Genomic DNA, 23416 nt, shown 5'->3' with positions numbered 1-23416 from the left:
ACAGCCTAGGGGTCCACTTCCACGAGCTCGACATCGAACTGGCTGGCGAGGGCGCGGTGACGATCGCGCCAGCCCGTGCCGGGCTGCAGCCGCGGCACGACGAGCGCTGCCCGGCACGCGGTGGGGTCGAGCGGCGGCTGCTGCCCGGCAAACAACGGGTGCAGCGGCGTGGCCGAGCGGATGTAGTGCCGATAGAGCACCGCCTGGGCGATGCCGTGCCGGTAGTACCTGCCGACGCCACCACCCGCGGGCGCTTTCAGCTCCAGCGCCCAAGGAGTGCTGCCGTCACGGAGGAGGGCGTCGAGGAAGCGCCGCGAGGTGCCACCCGATTCGCCCCATTGGGTGGGGATCTGGGCGCCCCAGTTGACCACGGCATCCGGTCGCACCGACTGCAGGGTGGCGCCATCCGCCACGACGACCGGCACCGCGCCCCGCAGGATCCGCGACTCCAGCGTGTGCTCGTCGGCGTCCGGCGCTGTGGTGCCGTACCCGGTCCACGACGTGGCGAACCGTGCCAGCACCTGAGCCGCCGTGTCCAGCGAGTCGGCGGTGAACTCGATCCGTGCCATGGCACCCGTCACCGTGAGCCAGGTGAGGCGGTGATCGCTGAGGTCTCCGAAGCGGCCGAGCTCTCCGACATCCAGCCATCCGCCGTGGGCGTCCGCGGAGCCGACGCGCAGCCCTTCGAGTCGAAGCGACCACTGCGGCCAGCCGATCAGGTCTGGGTAGGCGCGAAGTGACGGGTGCCCGACCCGGCTGATCAGGTCGACGATCAGCGGCGGTGGGGCCTCGCCGAGTCGGGTGAGCTCGGGCAGCCAGGAGACCGCACTCGCGCAGGCGGAGAAGTCCGGTGCACCGTCCTCCACCTCGGTGAGGGTGCCGTCCGCGGCATCCGTCAGCAGCCGAATCCGCGTGCTGCCGGTGAAGGTGTCCCGAAGCGTGCAGAGCGCGTCGATCGCCTCGCGATGTGATGGCGCCCCGTTGTTGCCGATCAGCACGGTGACCCGCTCGGGGAGTTCACCGTCGGCGAGGGTCAGGTCGAGCAGATCGAGCAGGGCGCCGATCTTGGTCTTCACCGAGTACTCGGCTCCGACAGCGACCGCCGGCTCGCCGTTGAGCGTGCAGCGGATGACCTCGCTGCTGATCGAGTTGCGCCGGTCACGTTCGGAGATCGGGTTGGCGTTGGGCACCGAGGCCAGCAGTGCCATCATCCGGTCGTGCGTGAGCTTGGTGCGCACACCGTCCACCAGCAACCATCTCCTCGTCGCTCACCGGTCGGCAGAACGCTCATCGCAGCATCCGCGCGTTGTGTGAATTGCAGTCATCTACTTGGGGACGAGTGCGTGAGCGGGATGTTTCGCGGCAGTCTAGGAAACGTGTTGACGACCGGCACACCGGTGTCGGCGAAGTCCTTCACGTTCCGGGTGGCCAGCGTGGCGCGATGAATGAACGTGATACTCGCGATCTGTGCATCCGGAACGGAGATCGGCCGTCCTCTCTCACGGGATGCAACAAGGGCACCGTAGCGATCGGCAGCAGCACCGTCGAAGACGAGTAGTCGATCGGCTATCTCGCCGAACAGGGCGTCTGCGCGGGCTGCCAAGTCCTTGCGGCGCGTGCCATGCGGCAGCCGTTCGAGCCCATATCGGATCTCTGCACGAGTGATCACCGTTGTGAACAAGTCAGTGCCCGAAACGGTAGCGAGCCACGGGTCAAGCACTGACGAGTCGGCCGATATGAGCGCAGAGAACACATTCGTGTCGAGCACAATCATTGCGGGAGTTCGATCTCACGCTGCCCAGCCGCGCTGCGGTCGGGCAGTTCTAGAGTGACATCAGCGCCAGAGAAATGACGACGGATGCTCGCGGCAAGGTCGGTCGGTTCGGTGTCCTGGGCGACCGCGGCCGCGAGTACCGCCCTGGCCTCTGCCTCCATGGATCGGCCATTCCGGGCAGCACGCTCCCGAAGCTTCGCCTGCACAACGGGGTCAAGATTTCGCACGGTAAGAATGCCCACTTTCGACCACCTCCTCCTCATGGATATCGCGCGCATGCATTGCATGCACGGTGACTGATGATCGAAAGCCCTAATCGGATATGTCACTCACGTGTGCCGTAGCCAGGCGCAGTCTGTCCGACGGATGAAACCGCCCTCAGCTGGCCGGAGTCGTCTCGGCCGCCCGCGCGAAGGCGGCCGCGAACCGGGGGATGCTCTGCTCGATGGTCTGCATCGTGGGCGTCAGTGAGACGCGGAAGAAGCCCGGTGTTTCGAACATCCGCCCCGGAAGCACGAGGACGCCCTCGCGGGCCAGGGCCGCGATGAACGCCGCGTCGTCCTCAAGCGGCGATTTTGGGAACAGGTAGAAGGTGCCTTCAGGCACCCTGACTCGGTAACCGATTGACCGGAGCGCCTCGACCATGACGTCGCGCTTGCGTTGGAACAGCGGGATGTCGAAGGTTAGCGTCTCGAGGCGCGGCAGCGCGTGCTGCATCGAACTGTTGGGGAAGAGCCAACCGCCGCACATCTGCAGGGCCTCGATTGCATCCCGTATCCCTTCGCGTTCTGGCATGGCCGGCGACGGTGCGAGGTACCCGATTCGCTCGCCAGGTGAGAGCAGCGTCTTGCCGTAGCTGTAGGCGAGGAAGCTCCACGGGTAGAACTCCACGGGGCTGCGGAAGCGTGCCCCGTCGAAGACGATGCGGTTATATGCCTCGTCGGAGATGAGGAAGATGCGGCGCCCGTTGCGCTCCGACGCCTCCTCAAGGAGGGCCGCCAGGCGCTGCAGCGTCTCGACCGGGTAGATCCTGCCGGTCGGGTTGTTCGGGCTATTGACAATGACGATGCGAGTGCGGGGTGTGATGGCCGACGCGATCGCGTCCAGGTCGAGATCAAACGTCTCCCGGTTGACCGACACCTTGACCGGGACGAGACCGGCTTCCAGGATGGTGCCCTCATAGAAGAACCACGGTGGGAGGCTGTAGACGACCTCGTCGCCGGGATCGCCGACGACCTTCAGCGCGACCGAGATCGCCGCGAAACCGCCAGTCGTGAGATGAACGTCCTTCGGCTCGAACGGAAGGCCGAGATAGCGTCGCAGGGAGTCGGTCGCGGCCTGGACCGCCTGCGCGTCGCCCAGGTTGTAGGCGAACCACAGCTCGTGCTGGGGGATCAGCGATTCGCGCAGGATCTCGACGTAGGCATCCGACGGCGGGTCGTGCGGATCGCCGAAGGTGAAGTCGAGCACCCCGGGTTGATGTCGCCGCTCCTGATAGCTGGACAGCCGGTAATAGTCGTACAGCAACTTGAACGGCGTGGCGCCGGCAACGGTCGTGACCCGGTTGGACTTGAACTGGCCATCCATCACGCGGCTCCTTGGACGTCTGGGCGGGCCCGTCGAGCCGGCTCCCGGCGCCACGGTACTCCCCCAACTGGGAGCGTTCAATGGTCACGCTCGGGCCTTCAATTGACTTCCGCACGGCTAGCTGACTGGCTGGTAACCGGAGCCCGCAAGGGTGTGTCACTGCCGCGTGACATCGTGCACAAGGGACCGTGTGCCGTAGTTCGTAATGTCGCGACGGATGCCGCGAAAAAAGTGTTGCGCCTGGGGCAGAAACCCCGCTACGGTGATCCCTTGTACGCCCTATGACGAAAGGAGCCCAGCGTGATTAATCAGGACATTGCAATCGCAATCCCCGCCACCGCCGGCTTCGTCGGCGTCTTCATCGCCTGACCGGGCAGCAGTTCCCACCGGTCCAGACGGTGGTGACGCTTTCGAAGCCCGACCAGACAGCCTCAGCAGGAGTTTGCATTCCGCTGGCTTAGGTCATTCACCCCGCGCGTGACGCGAACAATCGCGTCACCCATTTGCTGCTTCTTGCGGCCACCCCTCTATTCGCGACCCCGGAACGCGCTTTGAAACGCCCGGATTCGCGACGACAAAGGAATCACCACCATCATGAAAACTCAACAGGTGACCGCTCCCGGTCGCCATGATCACCCGCCTCAATCCAACCCTCCGACGCAAGCTGTGCGCCGGGTGGGACCGCTCGACCGAGCCGCAATGCACCTTGGCCTTGCGCTCATCCGGTGGGGTCGGCGCCCAACTAAGGTCGAGCCGCGTCAGCCAACCGTGAACGCCGAAACCATCGAAGCCCGCCAGCAGATGGAGCAGGTTCGTGATAGCTACCAGGTCATGAACATGACCCGGTTGCGGTGAGAATTTGACGAGCTGCGGATGCCGCCGCCGAACCACAGTTAGGTGGCGGCATCCGTCTGCCTTCAAGCAATGCTGACGACTTAGTCGCAGGCGATCCCGTCGCCGTCGCGATCCAGGTCGTAGATGTCGCTTCCAACCACGCGCACCGGCCCCGCGACGTACGCAGGTCCGTTCCCACTGCCCCCGGCGCAGTCCACATCGGACGAAACGGGCACACACGCATCCGCGTAGTTCGAATCACAACCGCCACCCGCGGGCGGCGCAGGGGCAGGAGCTGGAGCCGGAGCTGGAGCAGGAGCGGGAGCCGGAGGAGCCGGCTTGGGAGCAGGAGGCGCCGCCACGACAACCTTTGTGCCCTGAGTCGTGACTTCAGCGGTCGGCGTCACTGCGATGGTCTCACTCACAAGCCGACGCGAAGTCTCAACTCCGTCCGTGGATGTCACGCGGTACGTCGTCAGCTTCTGACCGTCGACACCGGCGGTCGTGACCGACGTCACTCCCGAGAGCACGTTTCCGTCCTGGACGGTGACTCGTTCGAATGGAATGGCCGAGGTCTCGACCACATCTTCCTCAGTCACAACTGGCTCAGGCGTTGGGGTTGGCGTCGGCGCGGCCTTCTTCTTGGCCGGAGCTTCCGCAGCCACTTGAGCGGGCGCGGCATCCTGAGCAGGCAGAGTCATCGCAGTTGCCGAGGAACCAATCAGCACGATAGCGACGCCCGCGCCAAGCACGGCTAGCGCGCCTCGCCGGGATGACACCCGCAAGCGCTTCGCGGAGCCTTTGGCCAGCGCGATGAGCCCGACGATGATGACCGCGAGACCGGCGATCAACAGCATCCACCAGAATGCGCCGGATGCGATGAGCGCCACCGTGAGCACCGCAATGACAATGCTCGCGACTTTGTGGCCGACAACCCACGCGCGAACCCTCGATATGACTGCCGACACGGCACGCCCCTCCACAGATCAGGAATTAGACCCGAGCGGTAGCCATGCGGCGATTTTCGAGCTGCTTCAGCTTGGCGGCGCCATCAGCGAGGCGATATCCCCCGATCGGGGCGCTTCTCATCACCTCTCGCACTCACGCCGGCGCGCCATCCGCCATCAGCACATCAGCCGCCGCTGCCGCGCCATCCCGAGCCCGAACGAGAGCTCCCAGCCGAGCCGCATTGCCCCGGTAGCGGTCCAGATCCGCCAGCATGTGCTCGATTGTGGTGCGGATGTCGTTGACCGGGGCGTTCTTCGGCAGCGTCCGGGCGGCGTTCCGATCGCTCAATGCACGGGCGATCACCGGTTGGTCGAAGAACGGGTTCATCGGCATGATGAGCTGCGGCAGGTCATGCGCCAGCGCCAGCATCGTCGTGGCGTGACCGCCGTGACTGACCATCAAGGACGCGGTCGGCATCACCTGAGCGTGTGGCAGGAACCGGTGCACCTCCGCGTTCAGCGGCGCCGTGAGAGCGGCCGGGTCGATGGCCGGTCCAGTGGTTACAACAGCGCGCACAGCCAGCCCGTCGACCGTGTCGAGGATGCGCTGCAGCGCCTCCGCCTGACGGCTGATGTAGGTGGTGCTCAGGCTGACGAGAACGAGCGGGTCGCCGCTGTTGTCGGCGCCTTCACCCAGCATCGCGGCACCGCCAACCGCAGCCGACAGCACCGGCCCGGTGTAGAGGATTCGCCGGGATGCGCCGTGGTCAATCTCTTTGAGCGTCGCCGCGATGATGTGCTCGGCGGAGCGGTAGAGCGCCGCCGGGTCGAATCGCCTCAGCCGGGCGTTCAGCCCGAGCGGCCCGCGGACGAACGTCTTGAAAGTGGCGCTGTAGAGCGTGTGAACGAGCAGCGAATATGGGATGCCGGCGCGTGCGGCGCCGGCCATCGCTCCAAACAGCAGGCTGTCAATGACGACAAGGTCGGTCGGCGTCCGTGCGACGGACTCAACCAGATCGTTGCCCATCCCCCGGTCGGTGAAGACACCGGCGTACCGCATCGCGGCGGCGGTCATGCCCCCCGCGTGGGCTTCGGTCACCGACCACAGTCGCGCGTGCCGGAATTCTTCGGCAGTGAACCCGGCACCCGTCAATGCTTCCCGTTGGCTGGGGTGCCCCAGGAAACGCACGGCATGTCCGCGCCTTGCCAGTTCGGTTGCGATCCCGAGCGCCGGCGGCACGTTGCCGCCGCCATCCCAGGTGACGAACAACACGCTGCCCATGGGTCAAGCGGACCTCATTCGTCGCCGCGGCGTCAATGGGGGCCGGCGTCACGAACGGTAACAACTCACACAAGAACTCAAAACTGACCAAATATGGACATCAACCCGCGCTTCATCGCGTCGGTGCCTCCGTCCGTCAGAGCAAGGATCCGCTCATGCCGCAGCACTCCTCGCCTGGTCGACAGTCTCCCGTTGGCGCGCTTCAGGCTGCCGACCGCAGCACCCTGAACGGCTTCTTGTCCCTGACACCGGACGAGTTCAAGCACGCGTTCCGCAATCACGCGGCGGGCGTCTCGGTGGTCACCGCCGACGATGGCTCTGGCCCGGTGGGTCTCACCGCCACGTCGGTCTTCTCGGTGAGCATCGAGCCGCTGCTGGTGTTCTCAGTGTCAGACCTGTCATCCAGCGCACCGGTCATCAAGTCCGCCGACACCGTGGTCGTGCACCTGCTCGGGTCCGCCCAGCTGGACATCGCGAAGCTCTGCGCCACCAGCGGCATTGATCGATTTGCCGACACCGGGAAGTGGTCGCGACTAGTCACCGGCGAACCACTCTTCCACGACGCCGACGTGTGGATCCGCGGTCGGGTGATCAACCGGATGACGGCGGGCAGTTCGACGGTCATCGCGGTTCATGCCCTGCAGACCAACGTGGGCACGAATAGACCGGAGGCGGAACCGTCGAGCCCGCTCGTTTATCACAACCGCAATTGGCACGAGCTCGGCGAGAAGTCGCGCATCCGCTCATAAAGAAAAGAGCATGTTTCCTGCCTGGCATGAGTCAGGACGACATCCAACCGATGCTGCGTGACGCGTCAGTCGTTGGGCATCGAGCGGCGGTCGCCCACCGCACGGTCGGCGAGCGGGAAGGCAAGCGCACCGGCGCTCACCCACCATTCCATCACGTCGTAGGCGAGCCGACCGGCCGCAACGGACGGGTCGCCGTCAGACAGTCGTGCGGCCTCGGCTGGGTCGCAGGCGAGGATCGACATTCCGCGATACGACGGGTCGCTCTGCTGGTCGAACGGCCCGTTCACGACGAGCACGCCCTGCCGCCCCAGCTCCGCGCGGTAGGCGAGGTGGCGAGCCTGAAGCGCGTGGACGTCCTCGTCCGACATCTCCGGCGCATCGGCCGGCCGCCGCAGCACGACGACCGTATAAACGTCGAACGCGTCAGGGATGTTGGGATCGCGCGGCATGCACTGCTTCAAACACTCGCTCGGGTGAATGTCACATGCGTGACCCCGCTCGGCGAGGACGTGGCCTCGACCTCGTAGCCCTTCTCGAGACCCTCCAGCCCATCCCAGAGGCGTTCGCCTCGGCCAAGCAGGATCGGCACGACCACCGTGTGCAGGTGATCAACGAGCCCGGCCGCAAGGAAGTCGCGGATCATGCTGGGCCCGCCACCCAGGCGGACGTCCTGGCCACCCGCAGCTTCGCGAGCCGTTTCCAGCGCTTGGGCAGGCGGAGCGTCGATGAAATGGAACGTCGTGCCGCCTTCCATCTCGATCGACGGGCGCGGGTGATGGGTGAGGACGAAGACCGGTGTGTGAAACGGCGGGTTGGCACCCCACCACCCCTTCCACTCCGGGTCCTCGTGCCATTCAGGCGGCCCGAACTTGCGGGCGCCCATGATCTCGGCCCCAATCCCCAAATCGAATTGGCGGGCGAACGCGTCGTCGATGCCCCCGCTGCCACCGGGCTGGCCCCCGAACATCTCCCGGCCATATCGGGTCGCGATCATCCATTCGTGCAACCTGTCACCGGCGTGGCCGAACGGTGTTTCGAGGCTCTGACCTTCACCGGTGGCGAACCCGTCGAGCGAGATGGAGAAGTTCTGGACTCGTGCGAGAGACATCGTTCGACTCCTTCTGTGGACGACCTTCGTCAGACCAGTTCGGTCATGGAGCCCATGATGGCCGATAGCGGAGCGTCGGCGCTAGGGCGCCGCGCCCGCCTGGCGGCGCGATCGAAGCAGCCAAGTAATGCGCCCTCTACTGGGGTCCAGAGCAGCAGTTGCGGTGACTGGATCAAAGTCGGCTAGAAGCAAGCCTGGCGGCACTCGTCGCCGCATTGGTCGACGACCACTCCATGCCCTGCCACAATGAACCTGAACCACACTCACCGGGGGAATGAGCATGTCGGCAGGGGAATCAGCGCGGCTTGAGGGCGAGCGACAGCTCGCGCTCGCGGCGGCACACGAACGCGAGGCGATCGCGTCACGCTCGAAGGCAGGCAACTTCATGGCCGCAGCCGAATCCGAGAAGCGCATCGCGCGACTATTAGCGCCACTCACCGCACACGGGCACTTCCTGCTGCCCGACCGGCAGTGGCCAGGCAGCCGCCGTGCTCAGGTCGATCTCGTCGTGGTTGGGCCGAGCGGGGTCTTCATCGTCGACACGAAGTGGTGGAAGGACGTCATGGTTGCCGGCGGCCGCGTCTTTCGCGACCAGGACGACGTCACCGACGAGTTCGAAGGACTGGCCGATCTGGCTTACGGCACCGAAGCGGCACTCGCGGCGGTTGGCCTCGCGCCCGGTGAAGTCAAGTCGGTCGTCGTGCTCGCCGGCCGGAAGGGCATCCAGGAGTCCGTCGGTTCGGTAGATGTCGTCGGTGAGGCCGACATCGTGCGCTACATCGTGCGGCGCGGACATCGGATGACGGAGAGCCAGGTCAGCACAGTGCTCGGCGCGGCCCTGCAACACTTCCCCGTTGTCGGAGCCCCAGCGCCCGTGGCCGCAGTCGTGCGTGAACCAGTGCTTGAAGCCGCTCCCAGCCATATCGACGTCGACTCCCTCATGACCGAGCAAGAGGTCAACGACGTGCTGCTCGAGGGACTGCTCGCCGAACCGATCGAGGAATGGATGGCGTTCCTGCATCCCGACCAGGCAAAGCTCGTGCGCCGCAGCTTCAACGGCCCCGCCCGCATCCGTGGCGCAGCAGGCACCGGCAAGACCGTAGTCGGCCTGCACCGTGCCGCCTACCTGGCCCGGGCGAAACCCGACGGCAAGATCCTGTTCACCACGTTCATCCGCACGCTGCCGGACGTGATGCGCAACGCGCTCGAGCGCATGGCACCGGAGGTCGTCGACCGAGTGGAGTTCCGGGGCGTGTACGAGTTCGCCGGCTCGGTGCTGAGCGAGCGTGGCATCAACTCCAAGCTGGACAGCAAGCGGATGAAGACCGCCTGGTGGGACGCCTGGCGCGCGGCATCCGCTCCTCTCAAGCTCATCGACTCGAAGCCCGACTATTGGGAAGAGGAGATCACGCACGTCATCAAGGGGCGTGGGCTGACCCAGTTCGAGCAGTATGCCGACAGCGCCCGGATCGGACGCAAGCGCCGACTCACCATCGACCAGCGCCGGTCCGTCTGGGCGCTGTACCGCGAGTACGAGCAGCAGCTGGAGAAGCAGGGCGTGCACGACTTCGCCGACCGGATCCTGGCGACGGAGCGCACGCTGCGGGAACAGCCGCTCGAGGGGTACTCCGCCGTTATTGTGGACGAGGCACAGGACCTGTCGTGCGCGATGGTGCGGATGCTGCGGTCACTCGTCGGCGACGAACCGGACGCTTTCACCCTGATCGGTGACGGCCAGCAGACCATCTACCCGGGCGGCTACACCCTCGCCGAGGCCGGTATCTCTTTGGCCGGACGCGGTGTCGTGCTGAACGTCAACTACCGCAACACCGCCGAGATCTTGCAGGCCGCCGCCCGAATCGTCGACGGCGACGAGTTCACCGACATCGAGGGCGCCGACCAGCTTGGTGATGGCACGCAACGAGTGTCGCGGCACGGCAGTCCCCCGGTGTTCGCGCGATTCACGACAGACGCTGCGCACGACGAGGCGCTTGTTGCGCACGTCAGGTCCGTCACGCGGGAGGTGGGAACCGGGATTGGGGATGTCGCGGTGCTCTGCCGCACGAACGCGGGAGTCGCAGCAGCAACGCGCGCCCTCGCGACCGCTTCGCTGCCGACCGTGCCGCTGAAGGACTATGCCGGCGTCCCTGTCGAAGCGGTGAAGGTCGGCACCATCAAGCGCGCAAAGGGGCTCGAGTTCAAGCAGGTGCTGCTGCCGCGGGTCGACGAGTCGCTGCTGTCTCCGTCCGCGGTGCGTGACCCGGACGGGTCCGAGTCACTGCTCGAACGACACGAGCGCGACCGACGGGAGTTGTACGTCGGCATAACACGCGCCCGGGACGGCGTCTGGGTCGGGTCGGTCGACTCGAGCACGTCGACATGAGGCAGAAGTGATTTCGTGACGCCTGCACGAATGTGCACCTGTTTCGGGTTGCTAAGGCGGCGCACCCATGATTATTGCTAACGATTATCGAGAGGACTGTCATGGGCGTCAGGAACAACCAGCTGCTGATCGGCGGCGAATGGCGAGATGCATCTGACGGGGGCACCTTCGAGATTTCGAACCCCGCAACAGAGACGATCGTCGCGACTGCTGCCCGTGCCACGGACGAAGACTTGTTGGCGGCTATTGAGTGCGCCGACGCTGCCTTCGACGGATGGCGCCGCACGACCGGCTGGCAGCGTTCGGAGCTGCTCCGCGCCGCCGCCGCGAACATCCGCTCGGAGCGCGACGAGATCGCGCGACTCCTGACGATTGAGCAGGGCAAGCCGCTAGCCCAGTCCCTCGCCGAGGTCGACAGCTGCGTCGAGCAGTTCGAGTGGTTCGCGGACGAGGCGCGCCGGATCTACGGCCGACTGGTCGACAGTGTGGTGCCCGGCGTGCGAATCCAGGTGCGACGCGAACCCGTTGGCCCTGTTGCCGCGTTCACTCCGTGGAACTTCCCGATCATGCTGGCTGCGCGCAAGCTCGCGCCCGCCCTTGCCGCGGGATGCACGATCATCGTGAAGCCTGCCAGCGAGGCGCCGTCCTCGTGTCTCGCCATGGTCCGCGCCATCGCCGACGCCGGCTTTCCTTCCGGGGTTATCGGCGTCGTCACCGGGCAGGCCGGACACATCAGCGACGTCCTCGTCGGTGACGTGCGCATCCGCAAGGTCAGCCTCACCGGGTCGACGGCGGTCGGCACCTCCGTCATCAAGCGCGCGGCCGACACCATCACCAACGTCTCGATGGAACTCGGCGGCCACGGCCCCGTCATCATCGCCGACGATGTCGACGTTGCCGCTGTCGCCCAGAAGTGCGTGACCACGAAGTTCCGCAACGGCGGCCAGGTATGTGTCGCCCCGACACGGTTCTACGTGCACGAGTCGATCGTCGACGCATTCAGCGATGCCTTCGTTGAGGCGGCCGGTCGCGTCGTGCTCGGCGACGGACTCGACGCGACCACCGACATGGGACCCTTGGCCAGCGGCAAGCGCATCGACGAGGTCGATGCCCTCGTGCGGGACGCGATGGATGACGGCGCGACGCGCCTCCTCGGAGGCCGTCGCAGCGAGTCCCACACGACGGGGCACTTCTATCTGCCCACCGTTCTGCGTGATGTTCCCGAGACGTCCCGTGTGATGCAGGAGGAGCCGTTTGGCCCCATCGCGCTCATCAACCCGGTGGCCGATATGGACGAAGCGGTACGGCGTGCCAACAGCACCGAATTCGGTCTGGCGGCCTACGCTTTCACCACATCACTTGACACTGCACAGCGACTCAGCGAGGAGATCGAGGCGGGGATGGTCGGCATCAACAGTCTGTTCGTCAGTACCGCTGTCGCGCCGTTCTCCGGCGTCAAGAGCAGCGGTATGGGCGCCGAGAACGGCACCGAGGCCATGGATGCGTATCTCACCGTGAAAACGGTGGTGACCGGATTCGAGAGCTGAGGATGCCGCCACAGGAGACATCAACGTCGCCGCCCAACGGCCCGCGCGTGTATCGTGGCGCCCCGAAAGCCTCAAGCGTGCTCGCGGAGGATCTTCGTGCCGACATCATCCGATCGCGGCTGAGGGAAGGCGATCCGTACCTGAGCGAACAGGACATCATCGCCAGATCCGGCATGGCGCGAGGTACGGTGCGTGAGACTCTGCGCCTGCTCGAGGCAGACGGCATCATCGTCACTCGACGCGGGCCGCACGGTGGCGTCCGCATCGCAAAGCCAAACGTCTCCGGATCGACTCGATCGATCGCGATGATGCTCGCCATGTCACAGTCACCCCTGCGCGACCTCTTCGCCCTCCGGCGGATGCTCGAGCGCGAAGCGGCCGCCCTCGCTGCGGTCCACGCGACTGACGAGCAGATCGAGCAGCTGCGCGCCCTGTCGTCCTACGAATATGCGCCGCTCGGCGACACGATGACGTTTCACACGGTGCTCGCGGAGGCGTGCTCGAACGACTTCTACGCGGTCACGCTCGACATCGTGCACGCCCTCGCGGCCTGGCACACCCCTCAGGAACCGATCACCGCAGACGTCCTCCACCTCGCCGAACTTGCCCACCAGAAGATCGCCGACCGCATCGCGGCCCGCGATCCCGAAGGCGCCGCGGCGGCAATGGACCGGCACATCGCGGGGTTCGAGGACGAGATGAGGAAGGCGGGCCGGCTCGACGAGCCGGTCATTCGGGCGGACGCGTGGGGCGCGCAAACGCACTAAGTGGCGCTCAGCGCCCGCAAGCAGGACTGAGCGCCACCTAGCAACACCTAGCAGCACCGGGGTGCTTCACCAGCGGCGGTGCACCTCTTCAGCCCAACCGAAGACGTCCGCAACGCGGTAAACGGTGCCATCCGGAGTCGTCACATGCCCCTCATACGTGCCGAAAGCCTGATCCTCACGGCTCATCGGGAAGGAACGCTTCCCCGGCGCGTGCCGGTTGTACTCGGGAGTGAAGACGAGCTCGACACCCGCGCCGCTGAACCGCCACGGTCGCATGAAGTCCGCGGGGTCGTAGTCAATCTGCACGTCCTCGCTGATCTTGTAGACGCGACCATCGATGCGGATCGAGTTCTCGGTGGATGGAGTGCCGTCGGTCCACTTCGCGCCGAACTGCAGCCCGATCTCGTGTCCGTCGACGACGCCATGTCCGCAGCACCAGTTCCAGAGCACTTCGAACGGCCAGATGCCGCGCCCGTGGTCGAGCGCGGCCAGGGCGGTTTCCGGATCGAGCACTTCACGCTGGCCGTCGCGCTCGATCCAGCCCTCACAATGCAGGCTGTTGTCCTTGCGGGTGTACTGGAAGCATTTGTCGCTCCACGGCACGACCACCGCCATCGACTCATGGGTCTCCGGGATCAGTACTCGGATGTCGGCACGGAGGTGCTCGCCTTCGTACTGGATGCGCGTCGACTCGACGCCAGGGGTGATGGTCACGTTGATCCGCTTCCCCCGCCAGGTCACGACCTCACGGCCGGAGCTCTCGGGAAAGTTCACCGGAGCTGGCGGAAACCAGCGCGCCTCGACGTCGCCCGTGGTCGACCCCGCCGCCCGGTCGAGGTGGAACGAGGCCGACGACGTCCGATAGTCGGCGTGACCGATACTGAAGGCGAACACCGACTGGGGCGTGGAGATTGCCCAGTACTCGAACCGCTTCACGCGTCCCCAACGCTTAACGTTCGTCCTGATCAGCGGAGTCCGGGTCCACCCGACAGCCTCGGGATTGAGCCGCCCGTTCGGGAGGCACAGGTCAACGGGCTGCGTGATCTCGATTTCGCGCTTGGGCACGGCAACGACAGTGCGCGGGCTCATCCCTTGGTCGCCCCCTCGGCCATGCCCTGGATCAGCCAACGCTGGCAGAGCAGGACGAACAGGATGATCGGCAGTACAGAGAGCGTGCCGGCCGCGGTCAGCATTCCCCACATTCCGCCGCTCTCGACGTCGACCGCCATGCTCTGAATCGCCACCGGAATGGTGGTCGCATCACGGCTGGTCAAGATGAGCGCGAAGAGCAGTTCCTCCCACGCCATCATCACCGCGAAGATGAGGGTCGACACGAGCGATGGAGCGACGATGGGGAGGATGATCCGGAAGAACGTACCGAGCCGGCTTGCGCCGTCCACCATCGCTGATTCCTCAAGTTCCTTCGGCAGTGCCACGTAGAACGAACGCATGAGCCACATCACGTACGGCACGAGGAACGATGCGTAAGCAATAACCAGCGTCATGTGCAGGTCGGTGACGTTGAGGTTGCGCGCGACGAGGAACATCGGCACGGCAAGCGCAATCGGCGGTACACCGCGTGTCGCGAGGATGAGCGAGCCGATGAGCCCTCCGCCCTTGATCCGGAGACGCGACAGCGCGTACCCGGCCATGGCGCCGACGACGACCGAGAGGAACCCGGCACCGACCGCGACAAGCGCCGTGTTGAGCATCTTGCGCGGGATGTCGTAAGTGTTGAGCTTCTCGTAGTTCTGAAGGGTGAACTCCGCGAAGAACGTCGGCGGGACGGTGAAGATGTCGCGCGGAAGCTTGAACGAGGTGAGCACCATGAACACCACGGGCGCGATGAACAGTGCGCACACCACGATGGAGGCGATGATGCGCACCCTGTTCGCGGTCTGACGTTTGGTGCGACGGGCAATGATCGTGGTGCTCAAAACTTTTCCTCCAGCTTGCGGGTCGTGCGGAGGAACACGACCATGAGAAGCATCGTGATCACGAGAACGATGATGGCCATCGCCGAGGACTCGGCGAAGTGCAACGACCGGAACGCCTCCTCGTAGATGTACAGGTTGACGACGTTGGTGGCCTGGCCCGGGCCGCCTCGTGTCGAGGCGAGCACGATGTCGAACATCTTCACGGCACCGAGCCAGCGAACGATGAACGTTGCCGCGATGATCGGCGTGAGCAACGGCAATGACACGTGCCAGAGCTTGCGTACCCAGCTGGCACCGTCCATCTCGGCGGCTTCCATCACATCTTTTGGCAAGCTCAAGAGCGCTGCCGACGCGATGAGCACGATGAACGGTGTCCACCGCCACGTGTCGATGATGACCACGGTGACCATCGCCATGCCGGGGTCACCCAGCCAGTCGACCGGCGGGAATCCGAAGATCCCGATGAACCAGTTCGTGACGCCCCACAGCGGATCGAGGAGGAGCTTCCAGATCCCGCCCGCGACCACCGGAGCGACCGCGAGCGGGACCAGGAAGAGGGAACGGATGATTCCACGACCACGCCATTCGGCGTTGATGAGATAGGCGATGCCGAAGCCGAGAACCATCTGCAGCGGCAGCGCCGTCACCAGGTAGACGCCGGTGACAACAAGCGAGTTGAGAAACTTCTCGTCTTGGAACGCTGCTACATAGTGATCGAACCCGACCCACGCCCCCGGAGCGAACGTCGCCAGGTTCAGCTCCGAAAAGCTGATCACCAACGTGTACGCGATGGGGTAGCCGAGCAGCGCGATCATCAGGAGGATCGCGGGTGTGACGAATGTCCACCGTTGCACGGCATCCGCAAAACGGTGTTTCGTCAGCCGTGGCTTGCGTCGCGCGCCAGGCCTACTCGGTGTTCCCTGTGTGCTCGGTGTGCTCGGTGTGCGCGTCTCGCTCGGAGTGCGCGTCTCGGTCTGGGTCGTGGTAGTCATCATGTGTTGGATCAGCCGACGAGGTCGGTGATCTCCTTCGTCATCTTGTTGACGGCCTCATCGGCCGGCATGTTTCCTGGAATCACTTCACCGGTGTAGTCGGCGAGGATCTGCTGCACCGCATCGGACTCGACGAGGCGCGGACGCCACATCTCACCGTCTTCGACGGCGCGCCATGCGACGTCGAGGGCGTAGTAGACCGGTTCCAGCCAGTCGGTGGGCGCATCGGCCTCGAGCGTGGAGACGCGCGCGGGGAAGACACCGAGGTTCTCGACCTGCCAGGCCTCGCCCTTCTTCGACGTCATCCACTGCACAAACGTCCACGCCGCCTCGAGGTTCTCGGACTTCTTGTTCAGCGCCAGCGACCAAACACCGCGGTGGGCACCGGGGGTCTCTGTCCCGTGCGGAAGCGTGGTGATACCAACCTGATCGGCGGTGAGAGTGGTCGTGGTCGGGTCCACGGCAGAACCGCGGTAGACCGATCCCCAGTTGAACATCGTGGCGATCTTGCCCTGGCGGAATCCCTCGAGCGGCTCGGTGAACTGCCAGCTCTTTGCACCGGGGGGCGCGAAGTCGAGGAGGCTGGCGTGAATCTTGAGCGCCTCGACGGCCTTCTTGCCCAACTCGGGCTCGCCGTCCTCGTTCAGGATGGCGCCTCCGTTGGAGTCCATGATGGTCTGCCAGATGGTCGGCGTGAGGCTATCGCGCACGAAGTAGGTGCCCACTCCCCACGCGTCAGTCGCGCCGTCGCCGTCGAGGTCCTGGACCAGCGCGGGCATCATCTGCATGAACTCGTCCCAGGTCGTGTTCTCGTCCGGGTAGTCCAGCCCGGCGGCGTCGAAGTGCGACTTGTTGTAGAGCATCATCAGCATGTTGGAGCGGGCGGGAACGCCGTACTGCACGCCGTCCCATTCCCCGGCAGCCAGCGGCGCACTGTAGAAGTCATCCCAGTCGTAGTCCTCGAAGGTCCACTCGTCGACCTCCCCCTGAAGGTCGACGAGACCGCCGGTCGACGCCATCTGGGGAATCCAGTTGTCGTCGGCCATGACCACGTCGTAGGCCGGGCGCGTGCCCGACAACTCGAGCATGTTCTTGGCGAGCTGGTCGTTGTAGGGCACGCCATCGATCGTGACCTTGATGTTGGGGAATTCCTTCTGGAACTCCGGAACGAGCTGGTCCTGCCATTGGCTGGCGTAGGCGTCGTTCGAGAGAAGGGTGATCTCTACCGGTTCGTCGGCTGTGCCGAGCCCACCAGCAGAAGGCGCATCACTGGTGGATGCGCAACCGGCGAGGATCAGGGAGGCGGCCGCAACGGTCGCGCCTGCTGCGAGCAGTGCTCGCCGTCGACGTCCGAGGTGCCAGCGGCTGTGTTGCATCATTGCACTCACTTTCTTAGGGAGGGTGGTTCTGGGCTTAGAAAAACCAAGCCCACGGTATGAGCGTGGATTTGCTCGCTCAATCTGGGTGCACATTTGTGCTCCGAAGAAGATTGCGGGCGGTCTGTTCGTCCATGAGCAGGTCGGTGATGAGGCCAGCGGCAAGTGCTCCCTTGAGGCTGTGGCACTTGCCGGGGTCAGCGACGATGGCGACGCGTCGCTGCACGGTCCGGAGGATGTCAAGCTCTGGACCGCTGCTTCGGTCGTTGAGAGGGATGCCGTCGCTTGAACCATCCGCGCGATAGAACTTGGTGGCCACGTCGCCGACGACACCGAGTTCCAGCAGCGCGGCGTGATCGGTGGCGGTGAGATAGGACCCGCGGTACACGTGCCCGGGAATGACTGAGAGCGGGTCGCCGACGCTGAAGATGGCGACATCCATACGCGCCTGGATGTCACGGATTCGCCTGATAGACCGCTCGCGCCACATGGCCTGTTTGGTGGCCGGGTCGTCGAAGAACGCCGGGACGGTGAACGGTTCGATCCGTGCTGAGAAGGCTCCGGCGAAGCGCTCGAGGAGCTCAGCGGCATAGCCGATGGCTGCGCTCTCCTCGTAGGCTGCCCCGTTCAGCTGCACCACGGTGAGGTCCGACATCGGCCGCAGCTGCACGTGGCGACTCACCGCCGACATCGTGGATCCCCACGCGACGCCGACGATCATGCCCGGCCGCACGAACTGGTTGACGAGTTTGCCGGCGTAGCGGCCCACCCGCTCCAGGCGTTCGACGGCACCCATGTCCTCGGCGCACGGAATGATGTGCGGGGTGATGCCGAATGCGAGCTTCACCTCCCATTGCAACCGAGAGATTCCGTCGGCCGTCGAGCGGATCCGGATGTCGACGAGGCCCGACTGGCGGGCGTAGCTGATCAGGCGGGACACCGACGAGCGGCTGGTGTGCAGCTGGTCAGCGATGACCTCCATCTTGCGGTCTTCGATGTAATACATGTGCGCAGCCTTCAAGGCGTTACGCGTGCGTTCCGACGTGTCCATTCACCTCATCCGTCCCCCTCGGTGCAACGCGTTCAGAACGCGCTGTGCCCCGTGATCGCGCGGCCGATGATGAGGGCGTGCACATCGTCGGTGCCCTCATAGGTGCGGACTGCCTCAAGGTTCGCCATGTGCCGCATGACGGGATAGTCCGAGGTGACGCCGTCTCCGGCGAGGATCTCGCGCGTAGTGCGCGCGGCATCGATCGCGGCACGCACGTTGTTGTACTTCGCCACGCTGATCTGCACCGGATCGACGGCGCCCTTGGCCTTGAGCCCGGCAAGGTGCAGGGCGAGCAGCACCGACGTTTCATACGAGACGAACATGCGCGCGAGCTTGTCCTGGGTGATCTGCTTGGCGGCGAGCGGCTCGCCGAACAGGATCCGGTTCTGCGAATAGCTTGTCGCGACGTCGATGCAGTCCCGGAGCACACCGGTGACGCCCCAGGCGATGCCAAAACGGGCCTCGTTCAAGCAGCCGAACGGCGCCTTCAGCCCTTCGGCCTCGGGCAGCCGCAGGCGCTCGGGCACGCGCACGCCGTCGAAGTCGATCTCGCACTGCACAGAGGCCCGCATCGCGAACTTGTTCTCGATGGCGGTGGCCCGGTACCCGGGGGTATCGGTGGGCACGATGAAGCCGCGGACGCCCTCATCGGTGCGAGCCCAGACGATCGCGACATCCGCCACGTTCGCCAGGCCGATCCATCGCTTCGTGCCGGTGATCACCCAGTCGTCGCCGTCGCGAACCGCGGTGGTGGTCATCGCTGCCGGGTCACTGCCGCCAGCGGGTTCGGTGAGCGCGAAGCATCCGATGACCTCGCCCTGTGCCATGCGCGGCAGGTACTCGTTCTTCTGTTCTTCGGAGCCGAACTTCGCGATGGCCGACATGGCGAGCGAACCTTGGACGGAGAGGAAGGTGCGCCAGCCGGAGTCGACCGCCTCGATCTCCTGGCAGACCAAGCCGTACGCAACGGGGCCGGCGCCGGCGCAGCCGTAGCCGTTGATGTGAACGCCGAGCAGTCCTGCGGCAGCGAGCTCGGGAATCACCTCACGACGAAAGTGCTTGGCCTCGAAGTCGTCATCGATGACGGGTCGGATGACCTCGTTCGCCACACGACGCGCTTTGAGCGCCCACGACCAGTCATCGGCGGAGACAAGGCCCTCCAGCGGGAGTAGGCGTTCGACGGTGCTCATTCAGTTCCCTTTTTCGTAGTTGTTTGTGTGATCCAGGCGCGGACAGCATCGGTGTGCTGACCGATCGTCGGCGGCGCAAGCTCGTACCCGGCGGGGGTGGCGGAGTAAGTGACGGGATGCCGCACAGTGGGCTCCTGCTCTGCCCCCGCGTACTGAATGGGATCGAGGCCCATTCGGGTCGCGTATTCAACGCCCTGGCCGATGGTGTTGATGGGTGAGCAGGGCACGCCGCGGGCGGAGAGCTGGTCGAACCAGTGGTCGGCACCCGCCGTCACCAATCGTGGTTCAAGGATCCGGCGCAGGGTTTCACGATGCTCGTTGCGCGCGGGCCCGGTGAGAAAACGTGCATCGTCGGCTACCGCCGGAATGTCGAGAACCGCGCACAGTGTGCGGAACTGCCGATCGTTGCCGACGGCGACGATCAGGTCACGATCGGCGGTACGGAAGGGTGCGTACGGATACAGACTCGGGTGCTCATTGCCCATGCGCTGCGGCACGACACCCGCTCCGATGTAGGCCATCGTCTGATTCGCCATGCTCGCCAGGCCGCTCGAGAGCAGGTCCACCTCGATCTCCTGGCCCTGTCCGGTGCGTTCGCGGTGGCGCAGGGCACCGAGCACTCCCATCACGGTGTGCATTCCCGCGAAGACGTCGAACAGGGCGAATCCCGCGCGGTACGGCTCACCATCCGGGTCGCCCTGGATGGACATCAAGCCGCTGACGGCTTGCGCGCAGAGGTCGTAGCCCGGCAGATGCGCGCCGGCGCCTCGGCCAAAGCCGCTGATCGAGGCATAGATGAGACCGGGACGCTCGGCCGACAGAGTCTCATAGTCGAGGCCGAACCGTCGCAGGCCGCCCACTTTGAAGTTCTGGATGACGATGTCGCTGCGGTCGATGATGTCGACGGCTGTCTGTCGGTCCTCTTCGACACCGAAATCGAGCGCGACCCCGTACTTGTTGCGGTTCGCAGACAGGTAATACGTCGCGACATCGTCTCGCAGCGGAGGCGCGAACCCCCGGGTCTCGTCACCGCTCGGGTGCTCGACCTTCACGACCGTCGCGCCCATGTCGCCGAGCATCATCGCCGCATACGGGCCGGCCATGACGCGCGAGAGGTCAGCGACGACGATGCCGCTGAGCGGCCCGGAACGCGGCGCGTCGAGGGGCACGGCAGGCGCGGTCATGCCGCGGGCTCCGCGGGAATGAGGGTGATCGCGACCGCGACGCATCCGGGTTTGGGCTCCCCGTCGATCTCCAGCACGTGACGGGTCGTCAGACGCGTTCCTGCCGACGCCGGCTCGACGCCGACCAGTTCCACCCGATTCCGGACGCGGCTGCCCACGCGGACCGCCGCGGGAAATCGCACGTTCTCGTAGCCATAGTTCACCCGTGAGGTGACGCCGTCGATGCGATACGCCTCAGTGGCGAGCGCTGGAAGGAGCGACAGCGAGAGCAGGCCGTGGGCGACAGTCGCGCCGAATGGTCCGTCCGCGGCGCGGGCCGGGTCAGTGTGAATCCACTGGCGGTCGCCCGTTACCGCGGCGAAGTCATCAACCAGCTGCTGGTCCACTGTGCGCCATCCGCTCACCCCGAGCTCTGACCCAACCGCCGCCGACAGTGATTTGACGTCGGAAAACACGTGAGTCATGAAGCTCCTTTGCTGATGCCTGGGGGTGTCTTGGAGGTGCTTTGCACAAATTCCAATTGGTATAAGAAATATGCCTTATCGCTGCTAACGTCAAATCGCATTCAGGGCCGATGCCCTCCGACTCGATGGGAACACCGTGACGCAACCCGCTCTCACCACCGACTGGTACCGGCTTTCTGACGAGCTCACCGACCGCGAACGCGACCTCATCAGCACCGTGCGTCGCTTCGTCGATGAAGAAGTCACGCCGGTCATCAACGACGCGTGGGAGCGGGCGCGCTTTCCCGAGGAGATAATTCCCAAGCTCGCTGAACTCGGAATCGTCGGCACCTTCATCTCCGGATACGGATGCCCCGGCATGACCCGCCGCGAGGCCGGACTCGTCTCGCTCGAGATGTCACGGGGCGACGGCAGCGTCAACACCTTCTTCGGCGTGCACTCCGGCCTGACGATGGGTTCGATCGACCTGCTCGGAAGCGACGAACAGAAGCAGCGCTGGCTGCCCGACATGGCTGCCCTCAGGAAACTGGGCGCCTTCGCCCTCACCGAACCCGATCACGGCTCTGACAGCGTGGCCCTCGAGACGAGCGCCGTGCTCGACGGCGATGAGTACGTGCTCACTGGCGCCAAACGCTGGATCGGAAACGCGCACCGCGCCGACGTGGTCGTGGTCTGGGCGCGCGACACTAGCGACGCCAAGGTAAAGGCATTTGTTGTCGAACGCGAGGAGTCGGGCGAGTTCCCCGCAGGGTTCTCGGCTCAGATCATCGACGGCAAGGTGGGAAAACGTGCGATCGAGCAGTCGCACATCACGATCGAATCCGTCCGCATTCCCGCAACCAATCTGCTCGCGAAGTCTGCCTCGTTCCGAGACGCCAGTGCCGTGCTCGCGAAGACCCGCTCGGGTGCCAGCTGGGAGGCCGTCGGCCACGCGATGGCCTGCTACGAGATCGCGCTCGAATACTCCAAGACCCGCCGGCAATTCGGCAGCCCGATCGCCGAGTACCAGCTCGTGCAACACCGGCTGGCCAAGATGCTCGCGGAGATCACCGCGATGCAGATGTACTGCTTCCGCCTCGCCGAGCTGGGTGACACCGACCGGCTTGACGGGTCGATGTCCTCGCTCGCCAAGATGTACACCGCCGAACGCGGCCGCTGGGTCTGCAGCGAGGCACGCGACATCCTCGGCGGCAATGGAATGCTGCTCGAGAACCATGTCGCGCGCCATCTGACGGACATGGAGGTCGTCTACACCTACGAGGGCACTGACAGCATCCAGTCCCTCATCGTCGGCCGCGCCATCACGGGCGTGGCGGCATTCGGACACCGGTCTTGAGCCGGGATCGACGGGAAGGAACATTTATGCGTTTCACTGACAAGACCGCTGTCATCACCGGAGCCGCTCGCGGTATCGGTGCGGCTACCGCTCTCCGGTTGGCGAGGGAGGGCGCCCACGTCGCCGTCGTCGACATCGATCCGGACGGCGCCGTGGCGAGCGCCCAGGCGATCTCCGCCGATGCTGAGGTCATCGCCGCAGGAGGATCCGCTACCGGTCTGCGCGCCGACGTCACGCGTCTGGAAGACCTCGAGGCAGTGGTCGCGCAGGTGCTAGCCGACCGGGCAGCCGTCGACATCTTCGTGAACAACGCGGGTATGACTCGCGACAACCTTCTGCACAAGCTCGATTCAGCCGATTGGGACCTCGTGATCGCCACGAACCTCACGGCGACCTTCAATGGGATCAAGGCCGCGCAGGCCGTAATGGTCCCGCAGCGTTCGGGTCGGATCGTCAACCTCAGCAGTCGCTCCGCGCTCGGCAATCGCGGCCAGGCGAACTACGCCGCGGCGAAGGCCGGCATCCAAGGCCTCACCGCGACAGCCGCGATCGAGCTCGGGCCATTCGGCATCACCGTGAACGCGGTGGCGCCCGGGTTCATCGCCACGCCGATGACCGACGCGACGGCGGCCAGGGTCGGCATGAGCGCCGCCGACTACCAGACCGCCGTCGCCGAGCGGACGCCGCTTGGCCGCGTCGGCCAGCCCGAGGAGATCGCGGCGACCATCGCCTTCTTCGCCAGCGACGACGCGTCATATGTGTCGGGTCAGACCCTGTACATCAACGGCGGAGCGCGCTGAGGTCATGAGACGAACGCTGGACATATGTGCGCCCCGATTGCCCCGCGCGTGACGCCCTTCTGACAATCGTCTCAACCGACATTCCTCGAACCTCACCAGGAGACCATC

At 65.3% G+C, this 23416-nt stretch carries 23 protein-coding genes; 7 read left to right on the top strand and 16 right to left on the bottom strand.

Translation table 11 applies throughout. The features are described 5' to 3' along the window. Positions 1-5: 5 nt before the first annotated feature. The 4 genes from HCT51_RS04970 to HCT51_RS04955 all read right to left on the bottom strand — a co-directional run bounded on the left by HCT51_RS04970 (position 6) and on the right by HCT51_RS04955 (position 3361). On the bottom strand, positions 6-1253 hold the full coding sequence (locus tag HCT51_RS04970) for a hypothetical protein (RefSeq protein ID WP_166870898.1): 1248 nt from the start codon (positions 1251-1253) through the stop codon (positions 6-8). Positions 1254-1321: 68 nt separating this feature from the next. Continuing rightward, positions 1322-1774 (bottom strand): type II toxin-antitoxin system VapC family toxin, encoded by a 453-nt coding sequence (locus tag HCT51_RS04965; RefSeq protein ID WP_166870896.1) that lies wholly within the window; start codon positions 1772-1774, stop codon positions 1322-1324. Beyond that, a complete protein-coding gene (locus HCT51_RS04960) occupies positions 1771-2016 on the bottom strand; it encodes a FitA-like ribbon-helix-helix domain-containing protein (RefSeq protein WP_166870894.1) in 246 nt (81 codons plus the stop codon). The genes HCT51_RS04965 and HCT51_RS04960 overlap by 4 nt, the downstream gene beginning before the upstream one ends. Before the next feature lie 136 nt (positions 2017-2152). Next, a complete protein-coding gene (locus HCT51_RS04955; RefSeq protein ID WP_166871368.1) occupies positions 2153-3361 on the bottom strand; it encodes an aminotransferase class I/II-fold pyridoxal phosphate-dependent enzyme in 1209 nt (402 codons plus the stop codon). A gap of 594 nt (positions 3362-3955) precedes the next feature. Here HCT51_RS04955 and HCT51_RS04950 point away from each other — a divergent pair. Continuing rightward, positions 3956-4216 (top strand): hypothetical protein, encoded by a 261-nt coding sequence (locus HCT51_RS04950; RefSeq protein WP_166870892.1) that lies wholly within the window; start codon positions 3956-3958, stop codon positions 4214-4216. Between the two features lie 80 nt (positions 4217-4296). On the opposite strand, the gene HCT51_RS04945 is transcribed toward HCT51_RS04950, so the two are convergent. Continuing rightward, entirely contained in the window at positions 4297-5163 is an 867-nt protein-coding gene (locus tag HCT51_RS04945; RefSeq protein ID WP_224760677.1) for a G5 domain-containing protein, read from the bottom strand. Positions 5164-5296: 133 nt separating this feature from the next. Beyond that, positions 5297-6424, bottom strand: coding sequence for a glycosyltransferase (locus HCT51_RS04940; RefSeq protein ID WP_166870890.1), 1128 nt, complete (start codon positions 6422-6424; stop codon positions 5297-5299). 155 nt (positions 6425-6579) lie between these two features. On the opposite strand from HCT51_RS04940, the gene HCT51_RS04935 reads away from it, so the two are divergent. Further along, positions 6580-7173: a flavin reductase family protein gene (locus HCT51_RS04935; protein WP_166870888.1), complete on the top strand. Its 594-nt coding sequence runs from the start codon at positions 6580-6582 to the stop codon at positions 7171-7173. 65 nt (positions 7174-7238) lie between these two features. Here the strand turns inward: HCT51_RS04935 and HCT51_RS04930 are convergent, their stop codons facing one another. Both HCT51_RS04930 and HCT51_RS04925 read right to left on the bottom strand, forming a co-directional pair. Beyond that, entirely contained in the window at positions 7239-7622 is a 384-nt protein-coding gene (locus tag HCT51_RS04930) for a YciI family protein (RefSeq protein WP_166870885.1), read from the bottom strand. An 8-nt stretch (positions 7623-7630) separates the two neighbouring features. Next, positions 7631-8281: a dihydrofolate reductase family protein gene (locus tag HCT51_RS04925; RefSeq protein ID WP_166870883.1), complete on the bottom strand. Its 651-nt coding sequence runs from the start codon at positions 8279-8281 to the stop codon at positions 7631-7633. Between the two features lie 274 nt (positions 8282-8555). Between HCT51_RS04925 and HCT51_RS04920 the strand changes: the two genes are divergently transcribed. The 3 genes from HCT51_RS04920 to HCT51_RS04910 all read left to right on the top strand — a co-directional run bounded on the left by HCT51_RS04920 (position 8556) and on the right by HCT51_RS04910 (position 12978). Beyond that, the gene (locus HCT51_RS04920; protein ID WP_224760676.1) at positions 8556-10664 is read left to right on the top strand and encodes a nuclease-related domain-containing DEAD/DEAH box helicase; all 2109 of its coding nucleotides are present in this window, start codon (positions 8556-8558) and stop codon (positions 10662-10664) included. A 101-nt stretch (positions 10665-10765) separates the two neighbouring features. Then, complete coding sequence (locus HCT51_RS04915) at positions 10766-12211, top strand: NAD-dependent succinate-semialdehyde dehydrogenase (RefSeq protein ID WP_166870881.1); 1446 nt, start codon at positions 10766-10768, stop codon at positions 12209-12211. Positions 12212-12288: 77 nt separating this feature from the next. Beyond that, a complete protein-coding gene (locus tag HCT51_RS04910) occupies positions 12289-12978 on the top strand; it encodes a FadR/GntR family transcriptional regulator (protein WP_166870879.1) in 690 nt (229 codons plus the stop codon). 66 nt (positions 12979-13044) lie between these two features. On the opposite strand, the gene HCT51_RS04905 is transcribed toward HCT51_RS04910, so the two are convergent. From HCT51_RS04905 to HCT51_RS04870, 8 genes are all read right to left on the bottom strand, one after another. After that, on the bottom strand, positions 13045-14043 hold the full coding sequence (locus HCT51_RS04905; RefSeq protein ID WP_166870877.1) for a DUF2804 domain-containing protein: 999 nt from the start codon (positions 14041-14043) through the stop codon (positions 13045-13047). Between the two features lie 20 nt (positions 14044-14063). Continuing rightward, a complete protein-coding gene (locus tag HCT51_RS04900; RefSeq protein ID WP_208322628.1) occupies positions 14064-14915 on the bottom strand; it encodes a carbohydrate ABC transporter permease in 852 nt (283 codons plus the stop codon). Continuing rightward, positions 14912-15769 (bottom strand): carbohydrate ABC transporter permease, encoded by an 858-nt coding sequence (locus HCT51_RS04895; RefSeq protein ID WP_208322629.1) that lies wholly within the window; start codon positions 15767-15769, stop codon positions 14912-14914. Before HCT51_RS04895 ends, HCT51_RS04900 begins: the two co-directional genes overlap by 4 nt. Positions 15770-15918: 149 nt before the next feature. Next, positions 15919-17286, bottom strand: coding sequence for an ABC transporter substrate-binding protein (locus tag HCT51_RS04890; RefSeq protein WP_224760675.1), 1368 nt, complete (start codon positions 17284-17286; stop codon positions 15919-15921). A 76-nt stretch (positions 17287-17362) separates the two neighbouring features. Further along, entirely contained in the window at positions 17363-18289 is a 927-nt protein-coding gene (locus tag HCT51_RS04885; protein ID WP_224760674.1) for a sugar-binding transcriptional regulator, read from the bottom strand. A 77-nt stretch (positions 18290-18366) separates the two neighbouring features. After that, complete coding sequence (locus HCT51_RS04880) at positions 18367-19524, bottom strand: acyl-CoA dehydrogenase family protein (RefSeq protein WP_166870871.1); 1158 nt, start codon at positions 19522-19524, stop codon at positions 18367-18369. Then, positions 19521-20708, bottom strand: coding sequence for a CaiB/BaiF CoA transferase family protein (locus tag HCT51_RS04875; RefSeq protein WP_166870869.1), 1188 nt, complete (start codon positions 20706-20708; stop codon positions 19521-19523). Before HCT51_RS04875 ends, HCT51_RS04880 begins: the two co-directional genes overlap by 4 nt. Then, positions 20705-21172, bottom strand: coding sequence for a MaoC family dehydratase (locus HCT51_RS04870; protein WP_166870867.1), 468 nt, complete (start codon positions 21170-21172; stop codon positions 20705-20707). The genes HCT51_RS04875 and HCT51_RS04870 overlap by 4 nt, the downstream gene beginning before the upstream one ends. A gap of 136 nt (positions 21173-21308) precedes the next feature. On the opposite strand from HCT51_RS04870, the gene HCT51_RS04865 reads away from it, so the two are divergent. Both HCT51_RS04865 and HCT51_RS04860 read left to right on the top strand, forming a co-directional pair. Further along, positions 21309-22508, top strand: coding sequence for an acyl-CoA dehydrogenase family protein (locus tag HCT51_RS04865; RefSeq protein ID WP_166870865.1), 1200 nt, complete (start codon positions 21309-21311; stop codon positions 22506-22508). A gap of 26 nt (positions 22509-22534) precedes the next feature. After that, a complete protein-coding gene (locus HCT51_RS04860) occupies positions 22535-23308 on the top strand; it encodes an SDR family oxidoreductase (protein WP_166870863.1) in 774 nt (257 codons plus the stop codon). The last annotated feature ends 108 nt before the right edge of the window (positions 23309-23416 follow it).

The sequence above is a fragment of the Salinibacterium sp. ZJ450 genome (genome assembly GCF_011751885.2).
In the GTDB taxonomy this organism is placed as follows: Bacteria; Actinomycetota; Actinomycetes; order Actinomycetales; family Microbacteriaceae; genus Ruicaihuangia.
This window is presented reverse-complemented; position numbering and strand designations above follow the sequence as displayed.

Coding starts and splice junctions, on each gene's coding strand:
- HCT51_RS04860 (WP_166870863.1), top strand. CDS start 22,535: ATGCGTTTCACTGACAAGACCGCTGTCATCACCGGAGCCGCTCGCGGT.
- HCT51_RS04885 (WP_224760674.1), bottom strand. CDS start 18,289: ATGTATTACATCGAAGACCGCAAGATGGAGGTCATCGCTGACCAGCTG.
- HCT51_RS04955 (WP_166871368.1), bottom strand. CDS start 3,361: ATGGATGGCCAGTTCAAGTCCAACCGGGTCACGACCGTTGCCGGCGCC.
- HCT51_RS04925 (WP_166870883.1), bottom strand. CDS start 8,281: ATGTCTCTCGCACGAGTCCAGAACTTCTCCATCTCGCTCGACGGGTTC.
- HCT51_RS04950 (WP_166870892.1), top strand. CDS start 3,956: ATGAAAACTCAACAGGTGACCGCTCCCGGTCGCCATGATCACCCGCCT.
- HCT51_RS04880 (WP_166870871.1), bottom strand. CDS start 19,524: ATGAGCACCGTCGAACGCCTACTCCCGCTGGAGGGCCTTGTCTCCGCC.
- HCT51_RS04870 (WP_166870867.1), bottom strand. CDS start 21,172: ATGACTCACGTGTTTTCCGACGTCAAATCACTGTCGGCGGCGGTTGGG.
- HCT51_RS04935 (WP_166870888.1), top strand. CDS start 6,580: ATGCCGCAGCACTCCTCGCCTGGTCGACAGTCTCCCGTTGGCGCGCTT.
- HCT51_RS04965 (WP_166870896.1), bottom strand. CDS start 1,774: ATGATTGTGCTCGACACGAATGTGTTCTCTGCGCTCATATCGGCCGAC.
- HCT51_RS04890 (WP_224760675.1), bottom strand. CDS start 17,286: ATGATGCAACACAGCCGCTGGCACCTCGGACGTCGACGGCGAGCACTG.
- HCT51_RS04920 (WP_224760676.1), top strand. CDS start 8,556: ATGAGCATGTCGGCAGGGGAATCAGCGCGGCTTGAGGGCGAGCGACAG.
- HCT51_RS04875 (WP_166870869.1), bottom strand. CDS start 20,708: ATGACCGCGCCTGCCGTGCCCCTCGACGCGCCGCGTTCCGGGCCGCTC.
- HCT51_RS04930 (WP_166870885.1), bottom strand. CDS start 7,622: ATGCCGCGCGATCCCAACATCCCTGACGCGTTCGACGTTTATACGGTC.
- HCT51_RS04940 (WP_166870890.1), bottom strand. CDS start 6,424: ATGGGCAGCGTGTTGTTCGTCACCTGGGATGGCGGCGGCAACGTGCCG.
- HCT51_RS04915 (WP_166870881.1), top strand. CDS start 10,766: ATGGGCGTCAGGAACAACCAGCTGCTGATCGGCGGCGAATGGCGAGAT.